The 21,648-nt window shown below is 52.0% G+C and carries 15 protein-coding genes; 6 read left to right on the top strand and 9 right to left on the bottom strand.

What is annotated here, in order from left to right:
• The first annotated feature begins 276 nt into the window (after positions 1 to 276).
• From ABXT62_RS04920 to ABXT62_RS04910, 3 genes are all read left to right on the top strand, one after another.
• Complete coding sequence (locus ABXT62_RS04920) at positions 277 to 630, top strand: cytochrome c oxidase subunit II transmembrane domain-containing protein (protein ID WP_415357488.1); 354 nt, start codon at positions 277 to 279, stop codon at positions 628 to 630.
• 145 nt (positions 631 to 775) lie between these two features.
• On the top strand, positions 776 to 940 hold the full coding sequence (locus tag ABXT62_RS04915) for a cytochrome c oxidase subunit 3 (protein WP_415357487.1): 165 nt from the start codon (positions 776 to 778) through the stop codon (positions 938 to 940).
• A 143-nt stretch (positions 941 to 1,083) separates the two neighbouring features.
• Complete coding sequence (locus tag ABXT62_RS04910; protein ID WP_415357486.1) at positions 1,084 to 2,208, top strand: NAD(P)H-dependent flavin oxidoreductase; 1,125 nt, start codon at positions 1,084 to 1,086, stop codon at positions 2,206 to 2,208.
• Positions 2,209 to 2,235: 27 nt separating this feature from the next.
• Here ABXT62_RS04910 and ABXT62_RS04905 read toward each other — a convergent pair whose 3' ends face one another.
• Positions 2,236 to 2,430: a hypothetical protein gene (locus ABXT62_RS04905; RefSeq protein WP_415357485.1), complete on the bottom strand. Its 195-nt coding sequence runs from the start codon at positions 2,428 to 2,430 to the stop codon at positions 2,236 to 2,238.
• 216 nt (positions 2,431 to 2,646) lie between these two features.
• On the opposite strand from ABXT62_RS04905, the gene ABXT62_RS04900 reads away from it, so the two are divergent.
• Complete coding sequence (locus ABXT62_RS04900; protein ID WP_415357484.1) at positions 2,647 to 3,231, top strand: GNAT family N-acetyltransferase; 585 nt, start codon at positions 2,647 to 2,649, stop codon at positions 3,229 to 3,231.
• A gap of 98 nt (positions 3,232 to 3,329) precedes the next feature.
• Here the strand turns inward: ABXT62_RS04900 and ABXT62_RS04895 are convergent, their stop codons facing one another.
• The 7 genes from ABXT62_RS04895 to ABXT62_RS04865 all read right to left on the bottom strand — a co-directional run bounded on the left by ABXT62_RS04895 (position 3,330) and on the right by ABXT62_RS04865 (position 16,614).
• On the bottom strand, positions 3,330 to 5,153 hold the full coding sequence (locus tag ABXT62_RS04895; RefSeq protein WP_415357483.1) for a TolC family outer membrane protein: 1,824 nt from the start codon (positions 5,151 to 5,153) through the stop codon (positions 3,330 to 3,332).
• A gap of 631 nt (positions 5,154 to 5,784) precedes the next feature.
• Positions 5,785 to 6,102, bottom strand: coding sequence for a hypothetical protein (locus tag ABXT62_RS04890; protein ID WP_415357481.1), 318 nt, complete (start codon positions 6,100 to 6,102; stop codon positions 5,785 to 5,787).
• Positions 6,103 to 6,175: 73 nt separating this feature from the next.
• A complete protein-coding gene (locus tag ABXT62_RS04885) occupies positions 6,176 to 11,719 on the bottom strand; it encodes a retention module-containing protein (RefSeq protein ID WP_415357480.1) in 5,544 nt (1,847 codons plus the stop codon).
• A 92-nt stretch (positions 11,720 to 11,811) separates the two neighbouring features.
• Positions 11,812 to 12,237, bottom strand: coding sequence for a retention module-containing protein (locus ABXT62_RS04880; RefSeq protein ID WP_415357479.1), 426 nt, complete (start codon positions 12,235 to 12,237; stop codon positions 11,812 to 11,814).
• A 203-nt stretch (positions 12,238 to 12,440) separates the two neighbouring features.
• Positions 12,441 to 13,070, bottom strand: a complete 630-nt coding sequence (locus tag ABXT62_RS04875; protein WP_415357478.1) for a response regulator transcription factor — start codon at positions 13,068 to 13,070, stop codon at positions 12,441 to 12,443.
• Positions 13,070 to 14,494 carry an HlyD family type I secretion periplasmic adaptor subunit gene (locus tag ABXT62_RS04870; protein WP_415357477.1) on the bottom strand — a complete coding sequence of 475 codons (1,425 nt, stop codon included), beginning with the start codon at positions 14,492 to 14,494 and terminating at the stop codon, positions 13,070 to 13,072. The genes ABXT62_RS04875 and ABXT62_RS04870 overlap by 1 nt, the downstream gene beginning before the upstream one ends.
• The gene (locus ABXT62_RS04865; RefSeq protein WP_415357476.1) at positions 14,491 to 16,614 is read right to left on the bottom strand and encodes a type I secretion system permease/ATPase; all 2,124 of its coding nucleotides are present in this window, start codon (positions 16,612 to 16,614) and stop codon (positions 14,491 to 14,493) included. The genes ABXT62_RS04870 and ABXT62_RS04865 overlap by 4 nt, the downstream gene beginning before the upstream one ends.
• 389 nt (positions 16,615 to 17,003) lie before the next feature.
• Here ABXT62_RS04865 and ABXT62_RS04860 point away from each other — a divergent pair, with 389 nt between their 5' ends.
• Together ABXT62_RS04860 and ABXT62_RS04855 are read left to right on the top strand one after the other, a co-directional pair.
• Positions 17,004 to 18,260, top strand: a complete 1,257-nt coding sequence (locus ABXT62_RS04860; protein WP_415357475.1) for an amidohydrolase family protein — start codon at positions 17,004 to 17,006, stop codon at positions 18,258 to 18,260.
• A 42-nt stretch (positions 18,261 to 18,302) separates the two neighbouring features.
• Entirely contained in the window at positions 18,303 to 19,088 is a 786-nt protein-coding gene (locus ABXT62_RS04855; protein WP_415357474.1) for an SDR family NAD(P)-dependent oxidoreductase, read from the top strand.
• Positions 19,089 to 19,114: 26 nt separating this feature from the next.
• Here the strand turns inward: ABXT62_RS04855 and ABXT62_RS04850 are convergent, their stop codons facing one another.
• On the bottom strand, positions 19,115 to 21,613 hold the full coding sequence (locus ABXT62_RS04850) for a TonB-dependent receptor (protein ID WP_415357473.1): 2,499 nt from the start codon (positions 21,611 to 21,613) through the stop codon (positions 19,115 to 19,117).
• Positions 21,614 to 21,648: the final 35 nt, after the last annotated feature.

The raw sequence follows: 21,648 nt of genomic DNA, 5'->3' as shown, positions 1-21,648 counted from the left end.
CAAACCATGCGCATAGCGGGACTAATAGGCGCTGGCGCGCTACAATTGCGGGTGATCGCTAAGTCCACGACCCACCAATGGAGCAGTAAGAGTGCTGTTGAGCATCCCACAAGCCTGTCAGCCCTTCGTAGTAATATACGCATTCGTCACCGCAGCTTCTAGCGACGCCTTGCATCCTATTTCATTCAAGCTCGAGTTCACTACCGCTTATACAGCTTATCCACAGTTGGAGTATAGCGCGAATAAACAAGCTCAAGCGGCAAAGGATTACTCACTATGGTAGGTCTAAGTCGTTCTATGGGATTGGCTGCACTATGCGTCCCCGCGCTAGCAACTGCACAGATCAATATGCCAAAAGGTGTGACTCCAGTCAGCCTCAACCTCTACGACCTACACATAATGGTCATCTGGATTGTCATTGGAATCATGGCAGTTGTCTATGGGGTCATTATTTATAGCGTCATTCGTCACCGAAAATCAAAGGGCGCGATGGCCTCCACCTTTCGTCAAAATATGTTTCTAGAAATATTCTGGACCGTAATTCCTCTGATCATTATCACAGTGATCGCAGCTCCATCCATTCGTATCCTCATTGAGATGCACAACTATGGCGCTGCGATGTTACGGTAAAAAATACAGATAGGGCTCACGCCATGAGACGTATGAGTTCGCTCATCTTCCACTAGGTAACACCACTGATCACACAGAAATCGACGCACAAGATACGGCATTGGCGCGTATGAACAATATCAGGTTTTAGCGACTCCCCTTTGCAATGCTAATGCTCAGCACCATGCTCTGCCACGCCATCAAAGGCCATTTTGACTACCCGGGAGATCACTTTGCGCTTGAGGGTGTCGGCTGGTACTCGCACTTTGTGGATGCCGTTTGGATCCTAGTTTTTATCTTTGTCTATTGGCTGTGCCGCGGTGGGCTTTAGTGCTGCGGCCTGTATCAACGCCAACGACGTTAACTTTTGCTAGTTTCATCGGCCTCTCGCGCCATTTATCCAGCGCATCAACTCGTATACTCTGACTTTGGTTAAGAAGCCGTTTCGCTCTAGCAAAATACACAAGGAACACTATGCAGACTGATTTTTGTAAGCAGTTAGGTATCGAAGCACCCATTTTTGCCTTTACCCACTGTCGCGATGTCGTCGTGGCGGTGAGCAAGGCTGGCGGCATAGGCGTACTGGGGGCTGTAGGCTTCTCTCCGGCCAAGCTAAAAGAAGAGCTGGATTGGATTGATGAACATATTGGCGATCACATTTATGGTGTCGATACAGCCATCCCACAGAAGTACGAGGGTATGGACTTGACCAGCCCGGAAGAACTGGTTGAGATGCTACAGGCTGCAATTCCCCAGCAGCATCGTGATTTTTCCGAGAAATTACTAGCCGATGCTGGCGTTCCGGAATGGCCTGAGCAAGATGATGAGGTCAGTCTCAGTTTCTCTGCCGTTCAGGCTCAGGCATTGGTGGATGAGGCGCTGACTCGATCCAAATGCCGCATGATCGTTAATGCACTGGGGACACCGCCCGCTGAAATCATCAAGCAGGTTCAGGATTCCGGTCGCCTGATTGGTGCTCTCGCCGGGCGTCTCAAGCACGGTATCGCCCATAAAAACGCAGGGTTAGACTTTGTGATTTGCCAGGGCTCGGAGGGTGGTGGCCACGCAGGAGAAGTCACTTCCGTGATTTTGTGGCCACAAATGGTGGATGCCATTGCACCTCTGCCCGTGTTGGCCGCGGGCGGTATCGCCGACGGACGCCAAATGCTGGCTGCCATGAGTATGGGTGTGGCCGGTGTTTGGATGGGGTCTATGTGGTTGAACTCAGTAGAAGCCGCCGCCGAACCCGCCCAGCGTGAATCCTATATGAATGCCACTTCTGAAGATACCGTGCGCTCCCGCTCTTTTACAGGCAAGACCGCCCGCATGCTCAAAAACGAGTGGACAGAAGCCTGGGATAGAGAGGACACACCCGATGCCCTCCCCATGCCTCTGCAGGGCTATCTCACTTTCGATGCGGTACGCCGTACTCACCGTTACGCTGGCAGCGGCGACTGTCAGAAGATAGCATTCAATCCAGTTGGCCAGGTCGTGGGGCAGATCAATTCGATTGAGTCCTGTCGCGACATTGTGTTCCGTCTGTTGACCGAGTACAGCGATGCTCTGGATCACATTAACGCCATCACTCCGCAGGAATAGCGCGCACCGGGTGAACGCTGAAATAGGTTAGCGGCCTTGTTCGCGTTCATCCGTTTCCTCTAGTAGATCGCAGGGCAAGCAAAACGAGCGATAGTCTTTATCACTAATCTCAGTGATAGTCTCCGCTCCGACCTGCCCACGCTGCACTTCCCCATCGTGGCTGCCATTAGCTACCTTTGTGCTGGTTGTCTCTCTGCGTTGCTCTTGTTCACGTACGGCCATATCTCCCCCTACCAGATCGATTTCAATTGCATGGGATATCCAACATTCTGGCGCAAGAAAATCACAGATGGAACACCAAATACGTGCAGGCAGAAGAGTGAGGTAGTCTTGTGAGAATACATTTTGACGAAAATTATCAACCGCCGGTTTACAGCAGCTGCTAGCCAGCTATAGTATGTTCACAGTAAAAAATCACTGAGAGCAAAACACTTTCTAATGAGTTTTAAGTTGGTAGACAATTCAAATTTAGATGAAGCCACGCGCATCCTTACCGAGGCTTTTCAGGATGATCCTGTGATCAATTGGGTCTGCAACAATCCGCCGTCACTTGAGCTATTTTTTGAGTTTACGTTGCCTGTGTTAGTCTGGCATGAACTGAGTTATCTGGACCCTGCGGGGCGGGGCGCCGCGTCATGGCTGGGGCCGAGCCAGAAGCTAAAATGGCCAATAAACCTATCGAGCGCAGTCACTGTTCTGAAGATCGGTGGCCTCATTGGTATATACCGTCTGCTGTTAAGCGCCATCAAGACAGAACGATATCACCCAAAACGTCCCCACTATTATCTCTTCGCTATCGGTGTAACGCCTGAGAATAAAGGTCAGGGCTTAGGTACTGCACTCATCAGTCATATGTTAAAGCGGTGTGATGCTGAGGGAGTGCCGGCCTACCTTGAAAATTCAAAGGAGGAAAACCTACCCTTTTATAAAGGGCATGGTTTCAAAGTGCTGAGGCAGATCCGATTTTCTTCCTCTGCACCGCCCCTGTGGTTAATGTGGCGTGATCCCAGCGGACCACAGTAATAACGCTTCTCTCGCATCCAGTTTACAGTGCAAACTGCATTCAAAGACCGCAAACGCTCAACAAAAGTACGCCAAAAAGTATCCGGGCGACAGGTTGCTTATTCGGCATCCATTATCAGTTCTACCCGACGATTTAGTCTACGACCATCCGCCGTGCGGTTGTTTGCTATCGGTGACTCTTCGCCGCGACCCACAGCCGTAACCTGCGACGACTTCACTCCATACTGATCAATGAGTAACTGGCGAACAGCCTCTGCACGTCGCTGGGACAGCCACAGATTATATTTAGGATCGCCGATCGAGTCAGTGTGGCCTTCCACCACGGCACGAGCGTCAGAGTTATTCGCTAGTGTCTGCGCTACGACGCCGATCTCGGTGTCATAGGCCGAAGTAATGACTGATGAATTACTTTCAAACTGAACGTCAACCTCCAGCGCGACCCCGCCGCCGACGAGTGGACGGTAGCGATCACTGCCATCGGACAATTCCTCCAGCGTATCGGAAGGAGGCGCTGTCGCAGGCTCTCCAGGACACAATGCCTGCGTGTTTTTATCGCTAGGATCACGTGTCAAATCAAGATCCATTCCAGCGACCTTTTCAGCATTCAGTCCGTCGACTTCCAGCGACGCCAGCAACAGTCCCATATTGGCCAATGTGCGAGCCTGAGAGGCTACCTCATCGACAATCGCATTGATGTTCGAGCGTTCGGAATCGAAATATTCATTCTGGCTGTCGAGCAAGTCGAGTAGCGAGCGTCGACCGCGATCAAACTGGTCTCTGTATGCCTTGCGTGTCGCGTTCTGGGCCTTGCGACTCACTTCTGTCAACACCACTTGCTCACGCAGCGCCGCCAGCTCGTTAAAGTTGTTACTAATTTCTTGCCGCACATTCAAACATGCCTGCTTACGCTCTTCGATCGCGGCGTTATAGAGATTGTAGTACTCACGTTTACGCGCGCTGTCCGCACCGCCTCGGAACAGATTGTAAGTCATTACAAGTTCAACAGCCTCAGTACTAAAGCGTCCGTCAATACTATCAGTATCGTGCGCCACCTCATTGCGGTAGCGCAGATCAAACCGCGGCATCATAGGTGCATTAGTTAAATTCAATGCCTCCTGAGCCGCACGCAAGTTTTCAATTGCAGAATTAATCACGGGACTACGCTGATAGGCTATTTCCAGAGCGGCTCCGCGCAGTTCAGGTATCTCACCTTCCGGCACTGCAGGCACTGCCAGATTTGCACCAGGATAAGCGCCGACCAGTCTTTGGAACCGATTCAGGACATCGTTTAGATTGGCGACCTCTATCACTAGGTTCGTTTCAGCTAGGCCTACCCGCGCGACTGCCTGATCAAGATCAACACCCTGACTCACGCCACCTTCAGCACGCTCAGCGATCTGCGCATGAATCGAGCGATGCACCTGTAGGTTGGCTCTGGCGAAATCCACTAGGCGTTGATACTTCACCGTATCGAGGTACGTCACCGCAACCTCTAGAGCGACCTCTTCAGAGGCCCGCTTAAAATTGTAGTACTGGGACAATTTGTCATAACCCAGACGTGCTACTTCGTCACGAGTGGCAAAGCCATCGAACAACATCTGGGTGATGCTGAATTGAGTGGCATCGTATCCAAAGTCACCAAGATCGATAAGTGGTGTGTCCCGGTCCTCACGACCTATGCGCGACGCCAGGTCCACACTGGGATAATAACTGCCACGCGCACTTTGTTCTGCATAGCCTTTCGCAGCAAAGTTATACCAGTCTGCATTAACGCGCGGACTGATCATTACACCTTGAGTGATCGCCTCTTTAAGCCCAGAAACATTTGCGGCTGCAGCTTGAGGTTCTGTTTGCGCGTGAGCCGCAGTCATTCCAATGATTGCGACAATAAATGCCGGGTAAAATCTAATTTTCTTAAACATACCGTATCCTTTATCTCAACAATTCTAGACGTCACGCACATAGACATACTGTGGTATGTCCTTATTACTGTTGCGCCAACGGTCCCAGTCCCTTTCTAGTCACATTTTTGAGTATAGTCAGTATTTTAGGAACTGCAATTAGACAGCCCCCACCGAAATCCATCAGGGCTGCTTTTTCTATCGCTACAATTGACTTTATTCTGGTCACTTTTTGATCAAATTCTCCGTCCGTCGCCCATACTAACCTGACGATAACTCATCAGCGAGCCAAAAATAAAGGGGGATATCCCTACATTATCACTACATTTAACCCGAGATTGTGACGTTACAGCTTGCATCATAAGTTATTGTTATTGTTTCTGTGCCGATGAACTCCATGACAAAAAATCTAGAACATCGACAATATTGTAAGTATAGATTATAAAAACCCGTTAAATAATAAAAAATTGGCATTATTCACTAAAAATTTATCGGTATGGGCTACTTAAGGGATGGCGAATTTTAATACTGTCGATACGACGCCTATGCTGCGCACTGCACCATAGCGCACGCGGATCAATGATGACCGAAATCAGGATCTGGGGGGCGGGGAAGCGTAGAGGCCTGTGAGACCTGCAGAAAAGTGGAGCAATCAATCTTTGCTGATTAAATCCTGTAAGTTGCCCACCTCGGAACGCATTGCCTGACGTCGCATAATTTTTTGCTGCGCGTCCGCCGGTAGCTCCGTAAACAGAACTAGCCCCTTTGCAATCAGCAAATCCACCACATCCTCCAATACCCGAATGAGGTCCTGATCGGAGGCATCAAGAGAAGATGACTCGCTACTAATCTCCACCAAAAACGCAGACATTGCCGGATCATCTTTCGCAAGCTCCTCAGTGCACCCTGCTGCCGACTCCCGACTGACAGCGACTACCATTCCATGCTCATCGCGTTTAACAAAGGGCATATTGCGCGTCTCCAAATAAAAATCCTCACAATCGCACAAGATTGTGAGAATAAGTGTAGCGCCTATTCAATCTTTATTCAGCGATCAGCTTGCCTGCATCAACCAAACTCTGCAGAGCGGAATTGACCGCAGATAGATCACCGAAGTCGACACCTGCAAACAGGTCAACATCCTGTACGGTAATAACCTGATCAGCAGATCCGAAGTCACCAGAAGCACTGACCTTGATCACCGTACTTGCACCATCATCAGCCAGGCCGACGTCAAGGAACTGGCTCAGGTCCGTTGTATCCAGACCGACCAGCAAGTCTGCGATATCAATCGCATCCTCATCAAGGTTGAAGCCTACGATCAGATCACCATCGGCAGTTCCATCACCCAGTGACCAGGCGAACACATCTGGCGCACCCTCAACAGCCACCAACGTATCCGCATCGCCACCTGCTGCGTTGAGCCGAGCCGCTTGTACCACCACTGACTCTTCAATCGTCAGGTAAACGGTGGCAGTAGACGCATCGCCGTCATCATCGGTGATCGTATACTCGAAGCTATCAGCACCGAATGCTCCCCCAGCAGCCGTATAAGTGAACTGGCCGTAACCGTCATACGCCAACGATCCTTTATCAGGATCGCTTGTCACAACAATACTCGAGCCAAGGGCCGCGATATCGGTCACCGCATCGACACCTGTCAAATCCTGACCAGCACCGTTATCGTCAAAGACATTAAATTCGACAGAGCCACCAGAGACCACAAGTGCATCGCCAGCAAAGTCATCTCGCGCTTCCGGCACAGCATCAGCAAAGCTGAACACACCGGCTGCCAGATCCACACTCTCGCTAGCCCCATCGGCAGTCTGCGTCAGGTTGACCTGGTAAAGCCCAGTGCCATCCAGTGAGACAACATCGTCAGGGTTCGAACCGTCCGGATTAAACATCGTCAAGTTGTAACTGTCAGAGGGATCTCTGAACGACTGAGACAGCGTAATCGTACCTGCATCATTCGTACTGATGGTGAAATAGACCCACTCACCACTACCAGTAATCGGATTGGTAATTCGGCCTTCAATAACCCCAGCCGTGTTGTACAACAGGATCTCTTGTCCTTGACCAACAGCACCTGGACCTCTATCCACCGCAAACACGCCTGATCCCACACCAGTAGGCACCGGGGCACCACTGGCATCAGACACGCTCAAGGCGTAAGTCGCCCCAGCGACACTCGCGAAGGCACCACTGAAGTCAGCCGACGACACACGGTCAGCGACCGTGTCTTTAGGATCGGCCTGCTGGCCTACCGTCTCATCCACAATGAGCGTCGTCGGGACATCAATCGTCAGATAAACGGTGGCAGTAGACGCATCGCCGTCATCATCGGTGATCGTATACTCGAAGCTATCAGCACCGAATGCTCCCCCAGCAGCCGTATACGTGAAGCCACCGAAACCGTCATACGCCAACGACCCTTTATCAGGATCGCTTGTCACAACAATACTCGAGCCAAGGGCCGCGATATCGGTCACCGCATCGACACCTGTCAAATCCTGACCAGCACCGTTATCGTCAAAGACATTAAATTCGACAGAGCCACCAGAGACCACAAGTGCATCGCCAGCAAAGTCATCTCGCGCTTCCGGCACAGCATCAGCAAAGCTGAACACACCGGCTGCCAGATCCACACTCTCGCTAGCCCCACCAGCAGTCTGCGTCAGATTAATCTGATAAAGCCCAGTGCCATCCAGTGACACAACATCATCAGGATTCGAACCGTCCGGATTAAACATCGTCAAATTGTAACTGTCAGAGGGATCTCTGAACGACTGAGACAGCGTAATCGTACCTGCATCATTCGTACTGATGGTGAAATAAACCCACTCACCACTACCAGTAATCGGATTGGTAATTCGGCCTTCAATAACCCCAGCCGTGTTGTACAACAGGATCTCTTGTCCTTGACCAACAGCACCTGGACCTCTATCCACCGCGAACACGCCTGATCCCACGCCCGCAGGCACCGCAGCACCACTGGCATCAGACACACTCAAGGCGTAAGTCGCACCAGCGACACTCGCGAAGGCACCACTGAAGTCAGCCGACGACACACGGTCAGCGACCGTGTCTTTAGGATCGGCCTGCTGGCCTACCGTCTCATCCACAATGAGCGTCGTCGGGACATCAATCGTCAGATAAACGGTGGCAGTAGACGCATCGCCGTCATCATCGGTGATCGTATACTCGAAGCTATCAGCACCGAATGCTCCCCCAGCAGCCGTATACGTGAAGCCACCGAAACCGTCATACGCCAACGACCCTTTATCAGGATCGCTTGTCACAACAATACTCGAGCCAAGGGCCGCGATATCGGTCACCGCATCGACACCTGTCAAATCCTGACCAGCACCGTTATCGTCAAAGACATTAAATTCGACAGAGCCACCAGAGACCACAAGTGCATCGCCAGCAAAGTCATCTCGCGCTTCCGGCACAGCATCAGCAAAGCTGAACACACCGGCTGCCAGATCCACACTCTCGCTAGCCCCACCAGCAGTCTGCGTCAGATTAATCTGATAAAGCCCAGTGCCATCCAGTGACACAACATCATCAGGATTCGAACCGTCCGGATTAAACATCGTCAAATTGTAACTGTCAGAGGGATCTCTGAACGACTGAGACAGCGTAATCGTACCTGCATCATTCGTACTGATGGTGAAATAAACCCACTCACCACTACCAGTAATCGGATTGGTAATTCGGCCTTCAATAACCCCAGCCGTGTTGTACAACAGGATCTCTTGTCCTTGACCAACAGCACCTGGACCTCTATCCACCGCGAACACGCCTGATCCCACGCCCGCAGGCACCGCAGCACCACTGGCATCAGACACACTCAAGGCGTAAGTCGCACCAGCGACACTCGCGAAGGCACCACTGAAGTCAGCCGACGACACACGGTCAGCGACCGTGTCTTTAGGATCGGCCTGCTGGCCTACCGTCTCATCCACAATGAGCGTCGTCGGGACATCAATCGTCAGATAAACGGTGGCAGTAGACGCATCGCCGTCATCATCGGTGATCGTATACTCGAAGCTATCAGCACCGAATGCTCCCCCAGCAGCCGTATACGTGAAGCCACCGAAACCGTCATACGCCAACGACCCTTTATCAGGATCGCTTGTCACAACAATACTCGAGCCAAGGGCCGCGATATCGGTCACCGCATCGACACCTGTCAAATCCTGACCAGCACCGTTATCGTCAAAGACATTAAATTCGACAGAGCCACCAGAGACCACAAGTGCATCGCCAGCAAAGTCATCTCGCGCTTCCGGCACAGCATCAGCAAAGCTGAACACACCGGCTGCCAGATCCACACTCTCGCTAGCCCCACCAGCAGTCTGCGTCAGATTAATCTGATAAAGCCCAGTGCCATCCAGTGACACAACATCATCAGGATTCGAACCGTCCGGATTAAACATCGTCAAATTGTAACTGTCAGAGGGATCTCTGAACGACTGAGACAGCGTAATCGTACCTGCATCATTCGTACTGATGGTGAAATAAACCCACTCACCACTACCAGTAATCGGATTGGTAATTCGGCCTTCAATAACCCCAGCCGTGTTGTACAACAGGATCTCTTGTCCTTGACCAACAGCACCTGGACCTCTATCCACCGCAAACACGCCTGATCCCACACCAGTAGGCACCGGGGCACCACTGGCATCAGACACGCTCAAGGCGTAAGTCGCCCCAGCGACACTCGCGAAGGCACCACTGAAGTCAGCCGACGACACACGGTCAGCGACCGTGTCTTTAGGATCGGCCTGCTGGCCTACCGTCTCATCCACAATGAGCGTCGTCGGGACATCAATCGTCAGATAAACGGTGGCAGTAGACGCATCGCCGTCATCATCGGTGATCGTATACTCGAAGCTATCAGCACCGAATGCTCCCCCAGCAGCCGTATACGTGAAGCCACCGAAACCGTCATACGCCAACGACCCTTTATCAGGATCGCTTGTCACAACAATACTCGAGCCAAGGGCCGCGATATCGGTCACCGCATCGACACCTGTCAAATCCTGACCAGCACCGTTATCGTCAAAGACATTAAATTCGACAGAGCCACCAGAGACCACAAGTGCATCGCCAGCAAAGTCATCTCGCGCTTCCGGCACAGCATCAGCAAAGCTGAACACACCGGCTGCCAGATCCACACTCTCGCTAGCCCCACCAGCAGTCTGCGTCAGATTAATCTGATAAAGCCCAGTGCCATCCAGTGACACAACATCATCAGGATTCGAACCGTCCGGATTAAACATCGTCAAATTGTAACTGTCAGAGGGATCTCTGAACGACTGAGACAGCGTAATCGTACCTGCATCATTCGTACTGATGGTGAAATAAACCCACTCACCACTACCAGTAATCGGATTGGTAATTCGGCCTTCAATAACCCCAGCCGTGTTGTACAACAGGATCTCTTGTCCTTGACCAACAGCACCTGGACCTCTATCCACCGCAAACACGCCTGATCCCACACCAGTAGGCACCGGGGCACCACTGGCATCAGACACGCTCAAGGCGTAAGTCGCCCCAGCGACACTCGCGAAGGCACCACTGAAGTCAGCCGACGACACACGGTCAGCGACCGTGTCTTTAGGATCGGCCTGCTGGCCTACCGTCTCATCCACAAGCAGTGTGGGGATGACGGGCGGCTCTGGCGGCGGCGGATCTGGTGGCGGCGGCCCTGGCGGATCTGGTGGCAGCGGTGGTGGCGGCCCTGGCGGATCTGGTGGCAGCGGTGGTGGCGGCCCTGGCGGATCTGGTGGCAGCGGTGGTGGCGGCGGCACTACAGGCGGATCGACCGTCACTGTCACTGTCGCAACGCTCTCGCCATTGCCATTGGCCGACAGGGCAGTATACGTAAATGTGTCTACACCAGAGAAACCGTCCTCAGGCGTGTAGGTGACAGTATTGTCCGCATTAATCACCACGGTGCCATTACTGCCATCGGTCACGGCAATAAGATTCGAGCCTACCTGAAATATATCGTTGGATTGGACGTCGATAATGACGGGCACGGCTTGCTCGGTAGTGCCGACATCGTTAACAGCTTCCACCGGCATAAAATCGATATCTGGGAAACTCACAGTGGAATCAGTAGCAACACTTCCGGCTACACCTTGAAATTCATCAGTCGATTCAATAATTCGACCCACTCGCACCCAAGAATGGCCCTCCCCCTGAAGGCCACCGGCCGTCTCGAGTCCACCGGAACCAGCAGCAGTGGGATCGAGCAGATCACTCAAGTCTTCCCCCGCTTCTAAGGCAGACAATACGGCCTGAACAGTCTCATCTTCGACTGCGCTTTCGTCGGGACCGACAGCAGTCTCCGCAACGAGATCCCGAGTAATGGCCATTTCTGGGATATCCGTCACTAGAAGCACGCTACCGTCTGTCAACGTCAAGTCTACCCGGCCGCCATTGGGGGTAATGACTGTCTCACCTTCCAACAGCGTATCGCCAACCTTCAAGATCCTTAAGTCGCCATTGGCGTTGCGCGCCTGGGCACTGCCACTTATGGAGGTCACTGTTGCCATTGCTTCATCAACCATATCGATCACCCTACTTATTTTTTATAAATTAGCTGTTCGTTCAGATTAAATACAACGTCATGCTTAGCTGTTCGTTCAGATTAAATACAATGTCATGCCCTGGGACTAATGCGTCGATTTAATAGCTCAGCCCACTTAATACCAGGAATGGCTCTCTTTCTGGACCCCGCCGAATGTCTCGAGTCCGTCGAAACCAGAGGCGGCGGGGTCAATACGCCTTCCCCAGCTTCCAAGGCAGACAATATGCCCTGAAGCGTCTCATCTGCGACTGCGCTCTCACCGGGACTCGCAGCGGTGCCTGCAACCAGATCTCGTGTGATGGCCATTTCTGGTATATCAGTCACTAGCAACGAGTTACCGTCTGCGAAAGCCAGCTCCACTCGGCTTCCATTGGGGGTGATGATTATCTCGCCTTCCAACAGCGTATCATTGGCCTTCAAGATTCTTAGGTCACCGTTCGCATCGCAAGCCTGTGCGCTGCCAGTGATAGCTGTCACTGTTGCCATTGCTTCACTCATATAAATCACCTTATTAGTTACGCTATAAGCCAACGATTCGTTTGGCTTAACGGGAACTCACAACCTAATACTATGCCCCCCTAAAAACATAGACATTGTACTTTTGGGTAGTTTTTGAATTTATATTTAGAGGTTATCGCCGAGATCACCGTGACCGATCTGGCGAGTCCGACACAACTGACAACTCAGAGAAATCAGAGAAATCAGTTTATCGTGCTGTAGATCGCAATATTATTCATCTTCAATGCCAGCTGCACCCGATCACGCACTTCCAGCTTCTCAAAACTCGTCGTTAGGTGCGCTTTAACAGTCCGCTCGCTAATTTCCAGCGCCTCAGCGATCTCACGATTGCTGGCACCATGCGCCACGCGCTCGGCTACCATAGACTCACGGGAGGTAAGGCTATTGAGCTGAGGTATATCAGGCGCGCTGGGAGGCAATATCCGGGTCGATACCGCGAGGAGACGCTGCATTAATTCCTTGGGCATCCACAGCCCACTATTTTCAACAACCAGGGCGATCTCGAGCAACTGCTCCGAAGCGGCCTTAACGTGGCAATACCCTCGGACGCCTGCGTTGAGTGCGGTGAAGGCCTCGGCCTCCTTTGGCACGCCGGTCATGACGACAACGGGACATCCCAGAGCGGATGCGGCAACAATGCACGACAGTCGGGATTCTGGCGCGATAACACCGACATCGAGCCACAGACTTGTCGGTACCGAGCTATTCAGGCCATCTACCTCAGCGATGGTTGAGACAAGACGGGCAGCAGGAAACGCCAGTTGCCACCGTTCTCGCATATAACCAATCGTGGTAACAAATATCCTCTCCATCAACGCTCCGTCATTGCATACTGCTTCGCTCGCAGTATAGGTTTCATTAAATAGGCTAATACCGTTTTCTTGCCCGTGAGAATATCCACTTCCACCACCATGCCCGGAATGATGGGTTTATCGCTGGCCAGACTTGATTTAATCGTGCGCACGGTGACCTCATAGAATGGGTTTCCCTCCTCATCCATCACAGTATCCGCTCCGATGTGCTCCACCACGCCTTTAAGGCCACCATAGACAATAAAGTCATAGGCGGTGAACTTTACCAACGCCTCTTGTCCTGGCACCATAAATGCAATGTCCTTAGGGTGAATTCTAACCTCTAAAAAGAGCGTGTCGTCAGCAGGCACAATTTCGATAATCTCTTTGCCAGGCAGCACTACGCCTCCAATCGTGTAAAAATAAAGCTGCTTTATCGTGCCCTTAACCGGCGAACGAACCTCGGTCCCCCTGACTCGGTCAGACAGCCCCTCTCCCGTCTCTCGCAGAGAATTTATCCGGGAAAGAATGTCCGCCAATTCCTCTCGAACCTCGTTATCAAACTCCACTTGGACACTGTTAAGCTTGCTTTGTGCTTCAACAATAGACGACTCTATTCGATGCATCTGCGCATCGGCCTGCTGGCGCTCCCCGCTCAACTTATTAACATCTCGCTCCAAGCGCAGGATTTCTACCTCAGAGACTGCGCCAGAGGATACCATCGGACGGGTTATAGTTAACTCCCTGTTCGCCAGCTCCAGTGAACGTGCGGCCTGAGCTTCCCGAGCCGTCAGTTCAACCAGCTCCTCACCGCGCTGCACCCACTGCGCCTGTGCGATTTCCAAGGCCAGAGTCAACTCTGAGCGTCTAGACACCATCAGAGCTATCTCCTCAGCGACGATATTCGGTACCGCCTCTGCAAGCGCAGGATCGGGCACGAATTCCGTTTTTTCAACCAGCGCTCGCAGACGTGCGGCTTTGACTGAAAGGGCCTGAAACTCGGCACGATTCTCTCGAAAGCTAGACTGTGACCGTGTCTGGTCGAGACGCACAAGCAACTGCTCTTTCTCGACAAAATCACCTTCGCGAACCAGAATTTCGGTGACAACACCACCGTCCTGCGACTGAATCACCTGCACCTGGCGAGACGGAATCACTTTACCCTGACCACGGGTTACCTCATCAATTTTTGCTAGAGCAGACCATATGATCAGACATATCATTGTGATCGCCACAGCATAAAGAATTGCGCGAGCACGAAGCGGCTGTTGGTCGAAATAGGCTAGGCGCGCATCCTGCTGCCAATCAAAGGCGCTCGTCGATTCCTCCTTTATCCAGGGCGAAAAAATCCAATCGACGACCTTTCGCAACACAGAGGGCTTTTTCTCAGCTTCGCCTGCCAATTCCAACATAGGATCAGACACTGTGGGCTGTTCGTCGCTCATTTCGATTTGCCTATTCGGCCCTGCTGCAGTGCCTCTACCACGCTCTCACGCGGCCCGTCAGCGACTAGTTTTCCATTATCGATCACGATGATTCGGTCGACCATTTCCAGCAGCGAGTTACGGTGCGTTACGACAAGCCAGGAGCGACCTTTGATAAATTGCAAAAGTTGCTTTTGCACGGCGGCCTCGGTGGAGTGATCCATGGAACCGGTCGGCTCGTCCATCAACAGCAATGAGGGTTCGCCTATTACACCCCGAGCTAGGGCCACTGACTTTCGTTGACCCCCGGAAAGCGAATCACCGCGCTCCCCTATCATCATATCAAAGCCCTGAGGATGCCGGTTCACAAACTCGGCGAGGTTAGCAATATCAATCGAGCGCACGATGGCTGCATCAGAAGCCTGCGGGTGGGATAGCGTCAGATTGTCGCGCAGACTCCCGTAAAAAAGCATGACATCCTGCGGCACGTAACCGACCTGAGAACGCAGATCCGAGGGGTCGAGCTGGCGCAGGTCAATGCCATCGATGAGAACTGCACCGGAGGTCGGCTGAAACAATCCGATGGCCAACTTTAGCAGCGTGGACTTACCCGAGCCCACACGGCCGAGAATGGCAACATGCTCCCCCGGTTTAATCTTGAAGGACACATTACTGAGTGATTCCATCTGTGCATCCGGGTAGGAGAATGAGACGTTCTTGAACTCAACCTCACCCTTGAACAGATCGCGGGACAGGAACTGAGCACCGTCCGGCCTCTCCACCGGCTTTGCCATGACTTCTTCAAGGCTTGTCAGCGCAATCTGAGCATTGTGATATTGGGTGATCAGCCCTGCCAGTTGGCCAAAAGGCGCCATGATACGGCCCGCAAGCATGGAACAGGCGATTAACCCACCGAGGGAGAGCTCGCCAGCAGTGATCAGGTAAACCCCGGTTACAACGACAAACACCGCGACCAACTGCTGGCCCCACTGGGTCACGTTGACAGCCGAATTGGATATCAACCGGAGCTTAACGCCAACGTGTGCGAGAAAACTCGTTGCATCCTCCCAGCGCCGCTGCATACGCGATTCCGCCCCTAGGGCCTTGATAGTGTCGAGCCCCACGAGGCTCTCAATGAGAGTCGAGTTACGCATGGCGCCCGCACGGTAGGTCGTCTCGGCCAGTTCCTTCAGTTTACCGCGCACCGACAGAGCGTACCCCACGACTACCACTAAACCTATGGTTACTGGTATCAACACAGGCCAGGCAATCCAACCGATAACCACGACAAAAATCAAGGCAAAGGGAATATCAATGATGGTGGTGATTGAAGCAGAAGTAATGAAATCCCGCACAGTTTCAAAAGAACGAAGATTCACAGCGTAAGAGCCGACCGAAGCTGGACGATGTTCCAGCCTGATCCCCAGCACCCGCTCCATAATCAAGGCGGACAACTGGATATCGACTCGGCGACTGGCAAGGTCAAGAAAATAACCCCGCATGGTGCGCAAGCTTATATCTGCCAGCAGCATAAGTATCACCCCTGCAGCCAACATCCACAGGGTTTCCGTTGCATTATTGGGAACCACACGGTCGTACACATTCATAACAAATAACGGCATGGCCAGTGCAAATACGTTAATAAAAAAAGCGGCCAATAAGACATCTCGATAAATCGGCGCATTCGCTCGGATAGCATCCCAGAACCAATGCCCGCGCACACTAGTGCCGACGCGGGGCGCTCGGGAATCGAAACGGAAACGAGGCCGACAGAGAATCACTTCACCCGAGGCGTCATCAAGCAGCTGTTCTCGGGGTACGTTTACCACTGCTTCATTGTGCGCTGAATAAACAATGTGGGCGATTTCGCCGCTCTCATCCCACCCTGTCAGCAAGCAGGCGCGTTCACCCTTAAGGATGACCACAGCGGGCAAAAGTGCTGGCTCGATATCAGTAATGGTCCGGTAAACAATTCTACTGGCCAGCCCCACTCTACCTGCAGCGCGCTCAAACAAAACTGGCGTCAGCTTCCCATCCTTCAATGGCAGGCCTGCGTATATTGCTGCCTCCGTAGTGCCGACTGCGTGGAAGCGACACAGGGTGAGCAAGCACTGCAGTAATGCGTCTTCCGAGTTGGTCATTATTAGCGCTCCAATCCCCCGTTGAATTCCCCCAGCATATCGACTGACGGACCTCTAAGCTACTGAATAATATATACAAATTATTTTATGGCATGTAACCAGAGGATACCATAAAAGATTTGGCCCTCTCGAATAACCCGTTCTATGCCATGTCATTGGATTCATCGCCCATTCATTCAGGCTATCACAATGACCACGGAGCACTGCTAGCAGCTCCTTCTGCATCGGCGACGAATACTCAGATTCTACTTCAGTGACCACGGCATGGCACAGACAAGTGTACTGCACTGAAGAATAGACGGAGCTGGCGTTTATACCAACTTGTCAGGCACCCAGCCACTCCAATACACTCCACAACTTTCGTAGAAGACGATATGGGGTAAGGCAGCATGTCTAAAGTTGTAATGATCAGTTCGGATTGTCATGCGGGCGCTCTACCAGACGGCTACAAGCCCTATATGCCGAAAGAATTTCACGCCGCTGCAGACACTTGGTGGCTTCAATATGCGCGCGAAATGATGAAGCGTATGGGTACATTTTTTGATCAGGAAGCCGCTGAAGAGTTTAATAGTCGCTCCGGAAACCAGGGGGCCGGACGGATGGACCCGGAAGCGGCATCCACTGCGGCACGCGCCAGTGATACTGAGCTGTGGGATTTTTTGTGTGACCCGGACAGCATGATCGCGCCACGCCGCGGCGAATACGAGCCCGACGTCCGTTTGCGCGAATTGGAAGATGACGGCATCGCCGGAGAAGTGATTTTCCCGCAAATGGCGCCGTTTGGTGCAGGTCTCATGCAATACCGACACGAGGTCACGCAGCAAGAAAGCCTTGTGGGCAACCGCGCCTACAATCATTGGTTAGCAGATTTGTGCAGCGTCAATCCAGGTCGCCATGCCGGTGTTGCCATTATCAATGTCGATGACATCAGCGTATCGGTGCAAGAAGTCCGTGACGCACACAAAATGGGTCTGTTCGGAGGGGTACTCTTGCCCACCAGCACCGGCCCACACCCGTTTTACCATGACTACAAGCGCTATGCCCCACTGTGGAGTGTCTGCGAAGAACTGAATATGCCGATTCACACCCATTCTGGCTGGTCACCGGATTACGGTGATGTTCCCAGTGCCACTATGATGTTTATCAGCGAAGTGGACATGTACGCCCACCGTCCCTTCACCGCGTTGCTCTGGTCCGGCGTATTTGAAAAGCACCCGAAATTGAAAATGGTCTTTACCGAAACCGGTTGCGGTTGGATTCTCGAGACCCTGCGGGTCCTGAAATTTAAAATCGATAACCCCATCTTCGCCCACTTCATGAAGGACCTATCCCTCACTCCAGAAGAGTACTTTCAACGCAACTGTTACATAGGCGCCTCATTCTTGGCACCACATGAAATTGGCAGTCGCCACAACATCGGTGTCGACAAGCTGATGTGGGGGTCAGACTATCCCCACATGGAAGGCACATGGCCTAACACCGAGCACAAACTGCGTGAAACGTTTCACGATGTCGAGGAAGGTGAGATTCGAAATATGCTCGGCGAAAATGCCATCGACGTGTTTGGTTTTGACCGTACATTAATGGAAAAGACAGCAGCTCGCATAGGACGGCAGATCAGTGCGATCAAACAACCAGTGGACTAACGATGAACTACAACCGCAGCAGAAAGAGGTTTTAAGAAAAGTATGGATATCGATTTTGACGGGAAGGTTTACCTCGTCACAGGCGGCGCTTCGGGTATCGGCGCAGCTGTGGTGCACTACCTCGCACGGCACCATGGCTGCGCAGTCATTGCCGATATCAATGACGAGGCAGGTAATGCACTGGTAGCGCAATATCCGCAACAACTGCGCTACCTGAACACCGATGTCACGCAGTTAGCGCAGCTGGAAGCGGCCTGCGAACTGGCAGAGACAACATTTGGAGGACTCGACGGTGCCGTCAACAGCGCTGGCATTGGCAGCCTGGGCACCGTTGCGGACATGCCCATGGAGGAATGGCACAAGGTCATCAGCGTCGATTTACATGGGGTATTCTATGCCTGTCGAGCCGCTATTCCGCTGTTACGCAAGCGCGGTGGCGGCAATATCGTTAACATCGCATCACTCAGTGGCGTGCGCGCTGATTATGGCTTTGCCGCTTACAACGCCGCAAAAGCCGGCGTAATCAACCTCACTCGCACGCTTGCTCTAGATCACGCGCGAGAAAAAATTCGGGCGACCGCTGTCTGCCCGGGATACATCGCAACGCCACTCACCGCAGCCGCTGGCTCTGTTGATGCCATCCACGATGACTGGTTAGAACGTATTCCCCTGCAGCGTCCGGGAACAGCTGAAGAGGTTGCCCAACTAATTGTATTCCTGCTATCCCCTGCATCCAGCTATATTACAGGTACCGAAATCGTGATCGATGGAGGGCTAGGCAGCAGCAACAACCAACCGAATATTCCTGGTATTTTTGCTGCCATGTAAGGCCCCTACTCATAGGGAATACTGCCCTACCAAGTGTATGCCAGCTCAACGCCATAGCTTCTAGGCGCGCTCCAATCCACGGCTCGTGATTCCGTCGAACCAATAAGCGGATTCCCGCCTTCCGCGGACTGATTATCTGTGAGGTTATTACCATAGGCAGTCACGCGAATTGCTTCACTTGTGGAACGCCAAGTAAGCCGGGCGTTTAAAGAATAAAAATCATACTCCATCCCTTTCCCATTTTCCCACTGGCAACTCGCCCAGTCAAAACAGTTGTTAATGTCTTTTTTATACGTCGCGTCTAAGCGAGGAGTAAACGAACCCACGTCTGTTTCCCAAAAATACTGCACCGCAGCATAGTAGGTTTGCTTGGGCAGCCGAGGAAGGTCTTCATCACTGCGATCAACATTACACCCATCCACCGTCGTGCCCGGACCAATCGTCGCTAGCGTGCAATCTGCCGCCGGTAGCTCTCCAGGAACCGCTACCGTGGTGTCCTCAAATTTTTCTATATCGCCATGATTAAGCGCTACATTAAAAGTGATATCAAGATTTGTCATCGGCAGCCATAAAGCCTCAATTTCAAGACCCGAGATACTGGATTTAGCTGCATTAGTCGTCACTGACGAGATCGTTCCCGTTTCCGGGTTTACACCGATACCGGTCAACTGACGGTTATCATACTGCGTATGAAATAATGCGGTATTGATTCGCAACGTACTGTCAAAAACATCAGCCTTGAGCCCGATCTCATAGTTGGTTGCTTCCTCAGGTTTGTATTCAGGAATCTCGCCAGTCTCAAAATCCAGACTCTCAGAAAGCCCGCCTGAAAGAAAGCCGGTGGATATCGTGAAATACGCGGTTCCATTGTCCAACATATCGCCGCGCTGAAACAGGTATTGGATGCTACCCATTGGATTCCAGTCATCGTTATCAATTTTCTTATTCTGATCATCACCGAGAACATATCCGTGGTTGGCATTGAAGCTGTCAGGGCCGTCAGGAAAGCTATAAAATGGATCGAACACGCTGATCGCTGCTGCTCCCGAGGAAAGAGAAGAGACGTCAGGATCATAGGTGGTTCTGCGCAGCAAACGTTCCTCCCAAGTGTACCGGAGCCCCAGACTGAGTCGCCATGTATCCGTTATGTTCCAGTCAGCTTGGCTGAATACCGCATAAGACTTATTGTCAGTGCGCAGCTCGGTGCCCTGCGCCAGATAAGACGCAACCAGTGGGTCTCCCAGGGCTCCAAAAAACGGGCCAGCCACCCCTGCAGCATTGCCCTCATCGGTCTCTTCCCTAGAGGCAAATAGCCCTACAATGTAATCAATCTTTTGATCAAATGCAGATCCGCTTAACTGCAGTTCCTCGCTGTACCAGTCCGTGTTCCTATTCGCCGTGATAGAGCGCCCAAAATTAGTGCGCGTTTGAAAGGGAATCCCTAGGCCAAAAATATCATTCGCTTCTCCCGCATTAGTATTGCGCCATGCGGTGATACTCTTAAGACTAAAAATATCATTGATTTCCCAGTCTACGGTAGCGGCAATGGTCTTTGTTGTTGCTTCATATTTAGGTGGAAGGTCATCGGACCAAGGGGTTAAAGCCTGATCCTTGTCTAGCACATAGGAATCCTGACAATGCTGTAGAAATGATTTTCCGGTCGACGGGATTAATATCGCGCCGTTCTGCAGCCCGCTTAACCAACCCGACCCTGGAACGCCCAGCGCCGGCTGACACTGAAAACCCTTAGTGGTCTGATCCACCTTGCCATAAACGCCATTAAGGTCGACTAAAAGGCTGTCTCCGGCGATAAAACGTAGCTGCATTTGGCCGCCCCAGCGGTCCACGTTGCCAAGATTCTCACCGGTCTCGGCATCGTCAAGATAGCCATCACGCGCAGTACGGTAAAGTGATGCCCTGGAGTACAGCGTATTGTCTATTAGTGGAACGTTGACCGTTATTTGTCCGTTCTGACGATCATAATTGCCAATATCCACCTCCACATTACCCTCAAAGAGTTCTGTAGGTTTATTCGTCGCGTAAATAATGGCGCCACCAGTAGCATTTTTCCCAAATAGCGTACCCTGAGGCCCCCTTACGACCTGTACGCTGCGTATATCAACGCTATCGATAATGGCCCCATCCGCGCGCGATGCATACACACCGTCAAGGTAAAGAGCAACACCACTATCGAAATTTGCGCCATTATTGCGGGCTCCTACACCGCGAATATTTGGCGCTGCGCTGCCGCCGGAACCGCCTGTCGTAAAGGTTAGATTAGGAACCACTTCAGCCAGTTTCAAAACGTCGCGCATTCCAGACTGAGCAAGATCCTCGCCACTAAGAAAGGACACTGCAACCGGCGTTTCCTGCAAACTTTCCGCTCGCTTTCGGGCGGTAACAATAACCTCTTCCAGCACCTGTAATGCCCAAACATTAGCCGGCAAAACCGGTATACAAATCGCTGCCGAGAGCAGCGTCGCTATAAAATAATTAGGGCGATTATTCTTATTTCTTATCTTCATGTTTAGTTATCCTCGCTTTTTAAACTTTTGCGTAC

This window comes from Halioglobus sp. Uisw_031 (assembly GCF_047729875.1).
In the GTDB taxonomy this organism is placed as follows: Bacteria; Pseudomonadota; Gammaproteobacteria; order Pseudomonadales; family Halieaceae; genus Marimicrobium.
The sequence above is the reverse complement of the archived record's forward strand: the minus strand, read 5'-3'. Positions and strand labels throughout refer to the sequence as shown.

What these genes read in the sequence shown, in the direction of transcription:
- ABXT62_RS04920 (WP_415357488.1), top strand. Translation starts at nt 277, where the DNA reads ATGGTAGGTCTAAGTCGTTCTATGGGATTGGCTGCACTATGCGTCCCC.
- ABXT62_RS04915 (WP_415357487.1), top strand. Translation starts at nt 776, where the DNA reads ATGCTAATGCTCAGCACCATGCTCTGCCACGCCATCAAAGGCCATTTT.
- ABXT62_RS04910 (WP_415357486.1), top strand. Translation starts at nt 1,084, where the DNA reads ATGCAGACTGATTTTTGTAAGCAGTTAGGTATCGAAGCACCCATTTTT.
- ABXT62_RS04905 (WP_415357485.1), bottom strand. Translation starts at nt 2,430, where the DNA reads ATGGCCGTACGTGAACAAGAGCAACGCAGAGAGACAACCAGCACAAAG.
- ABXT62_RS04900 (WP_415357484.1), top strand. Translation starts at nt 2,647, where the DNA reads ATGAGTTTTAAGTTGGTAGACAATTCAAATTTAGATGAAGCCACGCGC.
- ABXT62_RS04895 (WP_415357483.1), bottom strand. Translation starts at nt 5,153, where the DNA reads ATGTTTAAGAAAATTAGATTTTACCCGGCATTTATTGTCGCAATCATT.
- ABXT62_RS04890 (WP_415357481.1), bottom strand. Translation starts at nt 6,102, where the DNA reads ATGCCCTTTGTTAAACGCGATGAGCATGGAATGGTAGTCGCTGTCAGT.
- ABXT62_RS04885 (WP_415357480.1), bottom strand. Translation starts at nt 11,719, where the DNA reads ATGGTTGATGAAGCAATGGCAACAGTGACCTCCATAAGTGGCAGTGCC.
- ABXT62_RS04880 (WP_415357479.1), bottom strand. Translation starts at nt 12,237, where the DNA reads ATGAGTGAAGCAATGGCAACAGTGACAGCTATCACTGGCAGCGCACAG.
- ABXT62_RS04875 (WP_415357478.1), bottom strand. Translation starts at nt 13,070, where the DNA reads ATGGAGAGGATATTTGTTACCACGATTGGTTATATGCGAGAACGGTGG.
- ABXT62_RS04870 (WP_415357477.1), bottom strand. Translation starts at nt 14,494, where the DNA reads ATGAGCGACGAACAGCCCACAGTGTCTGATCCTATGTTGGAATTGGCA.
- ABXT62_RS04865 (WP_415357476.1), bottom strand. Translation starts at nt 16,614, where the DNA reads ATGACCAACTCGGAAGACGCATTACTGCAGTGCTTGCTCACCCTGTGT.
- ABXT62_RS04860 (WP_415357475.1), top strand. Translation starts at nt 17,004, where the DNA reads ATGTCTAAAGTTGTAATGATCAGTTCGGATTGTCATGCGGGCGCTCTA.
- ABXT62_RS04855 (WP_415357474.1), top strand. Translation starts at nt 18,303, where the DNA reads ATGGATATCGATTTTGACGGGAAGGTTTACCTCGTCACAGGCGGCGCT.
- ABXT62_RS04850 (WP_415357473.1), bottom strand. Translation starts at nt 21,613, where the DNA reads ATGAAGATAAGAAATAAGAATAATCGCCCTAATTATTTTATAGCGACG.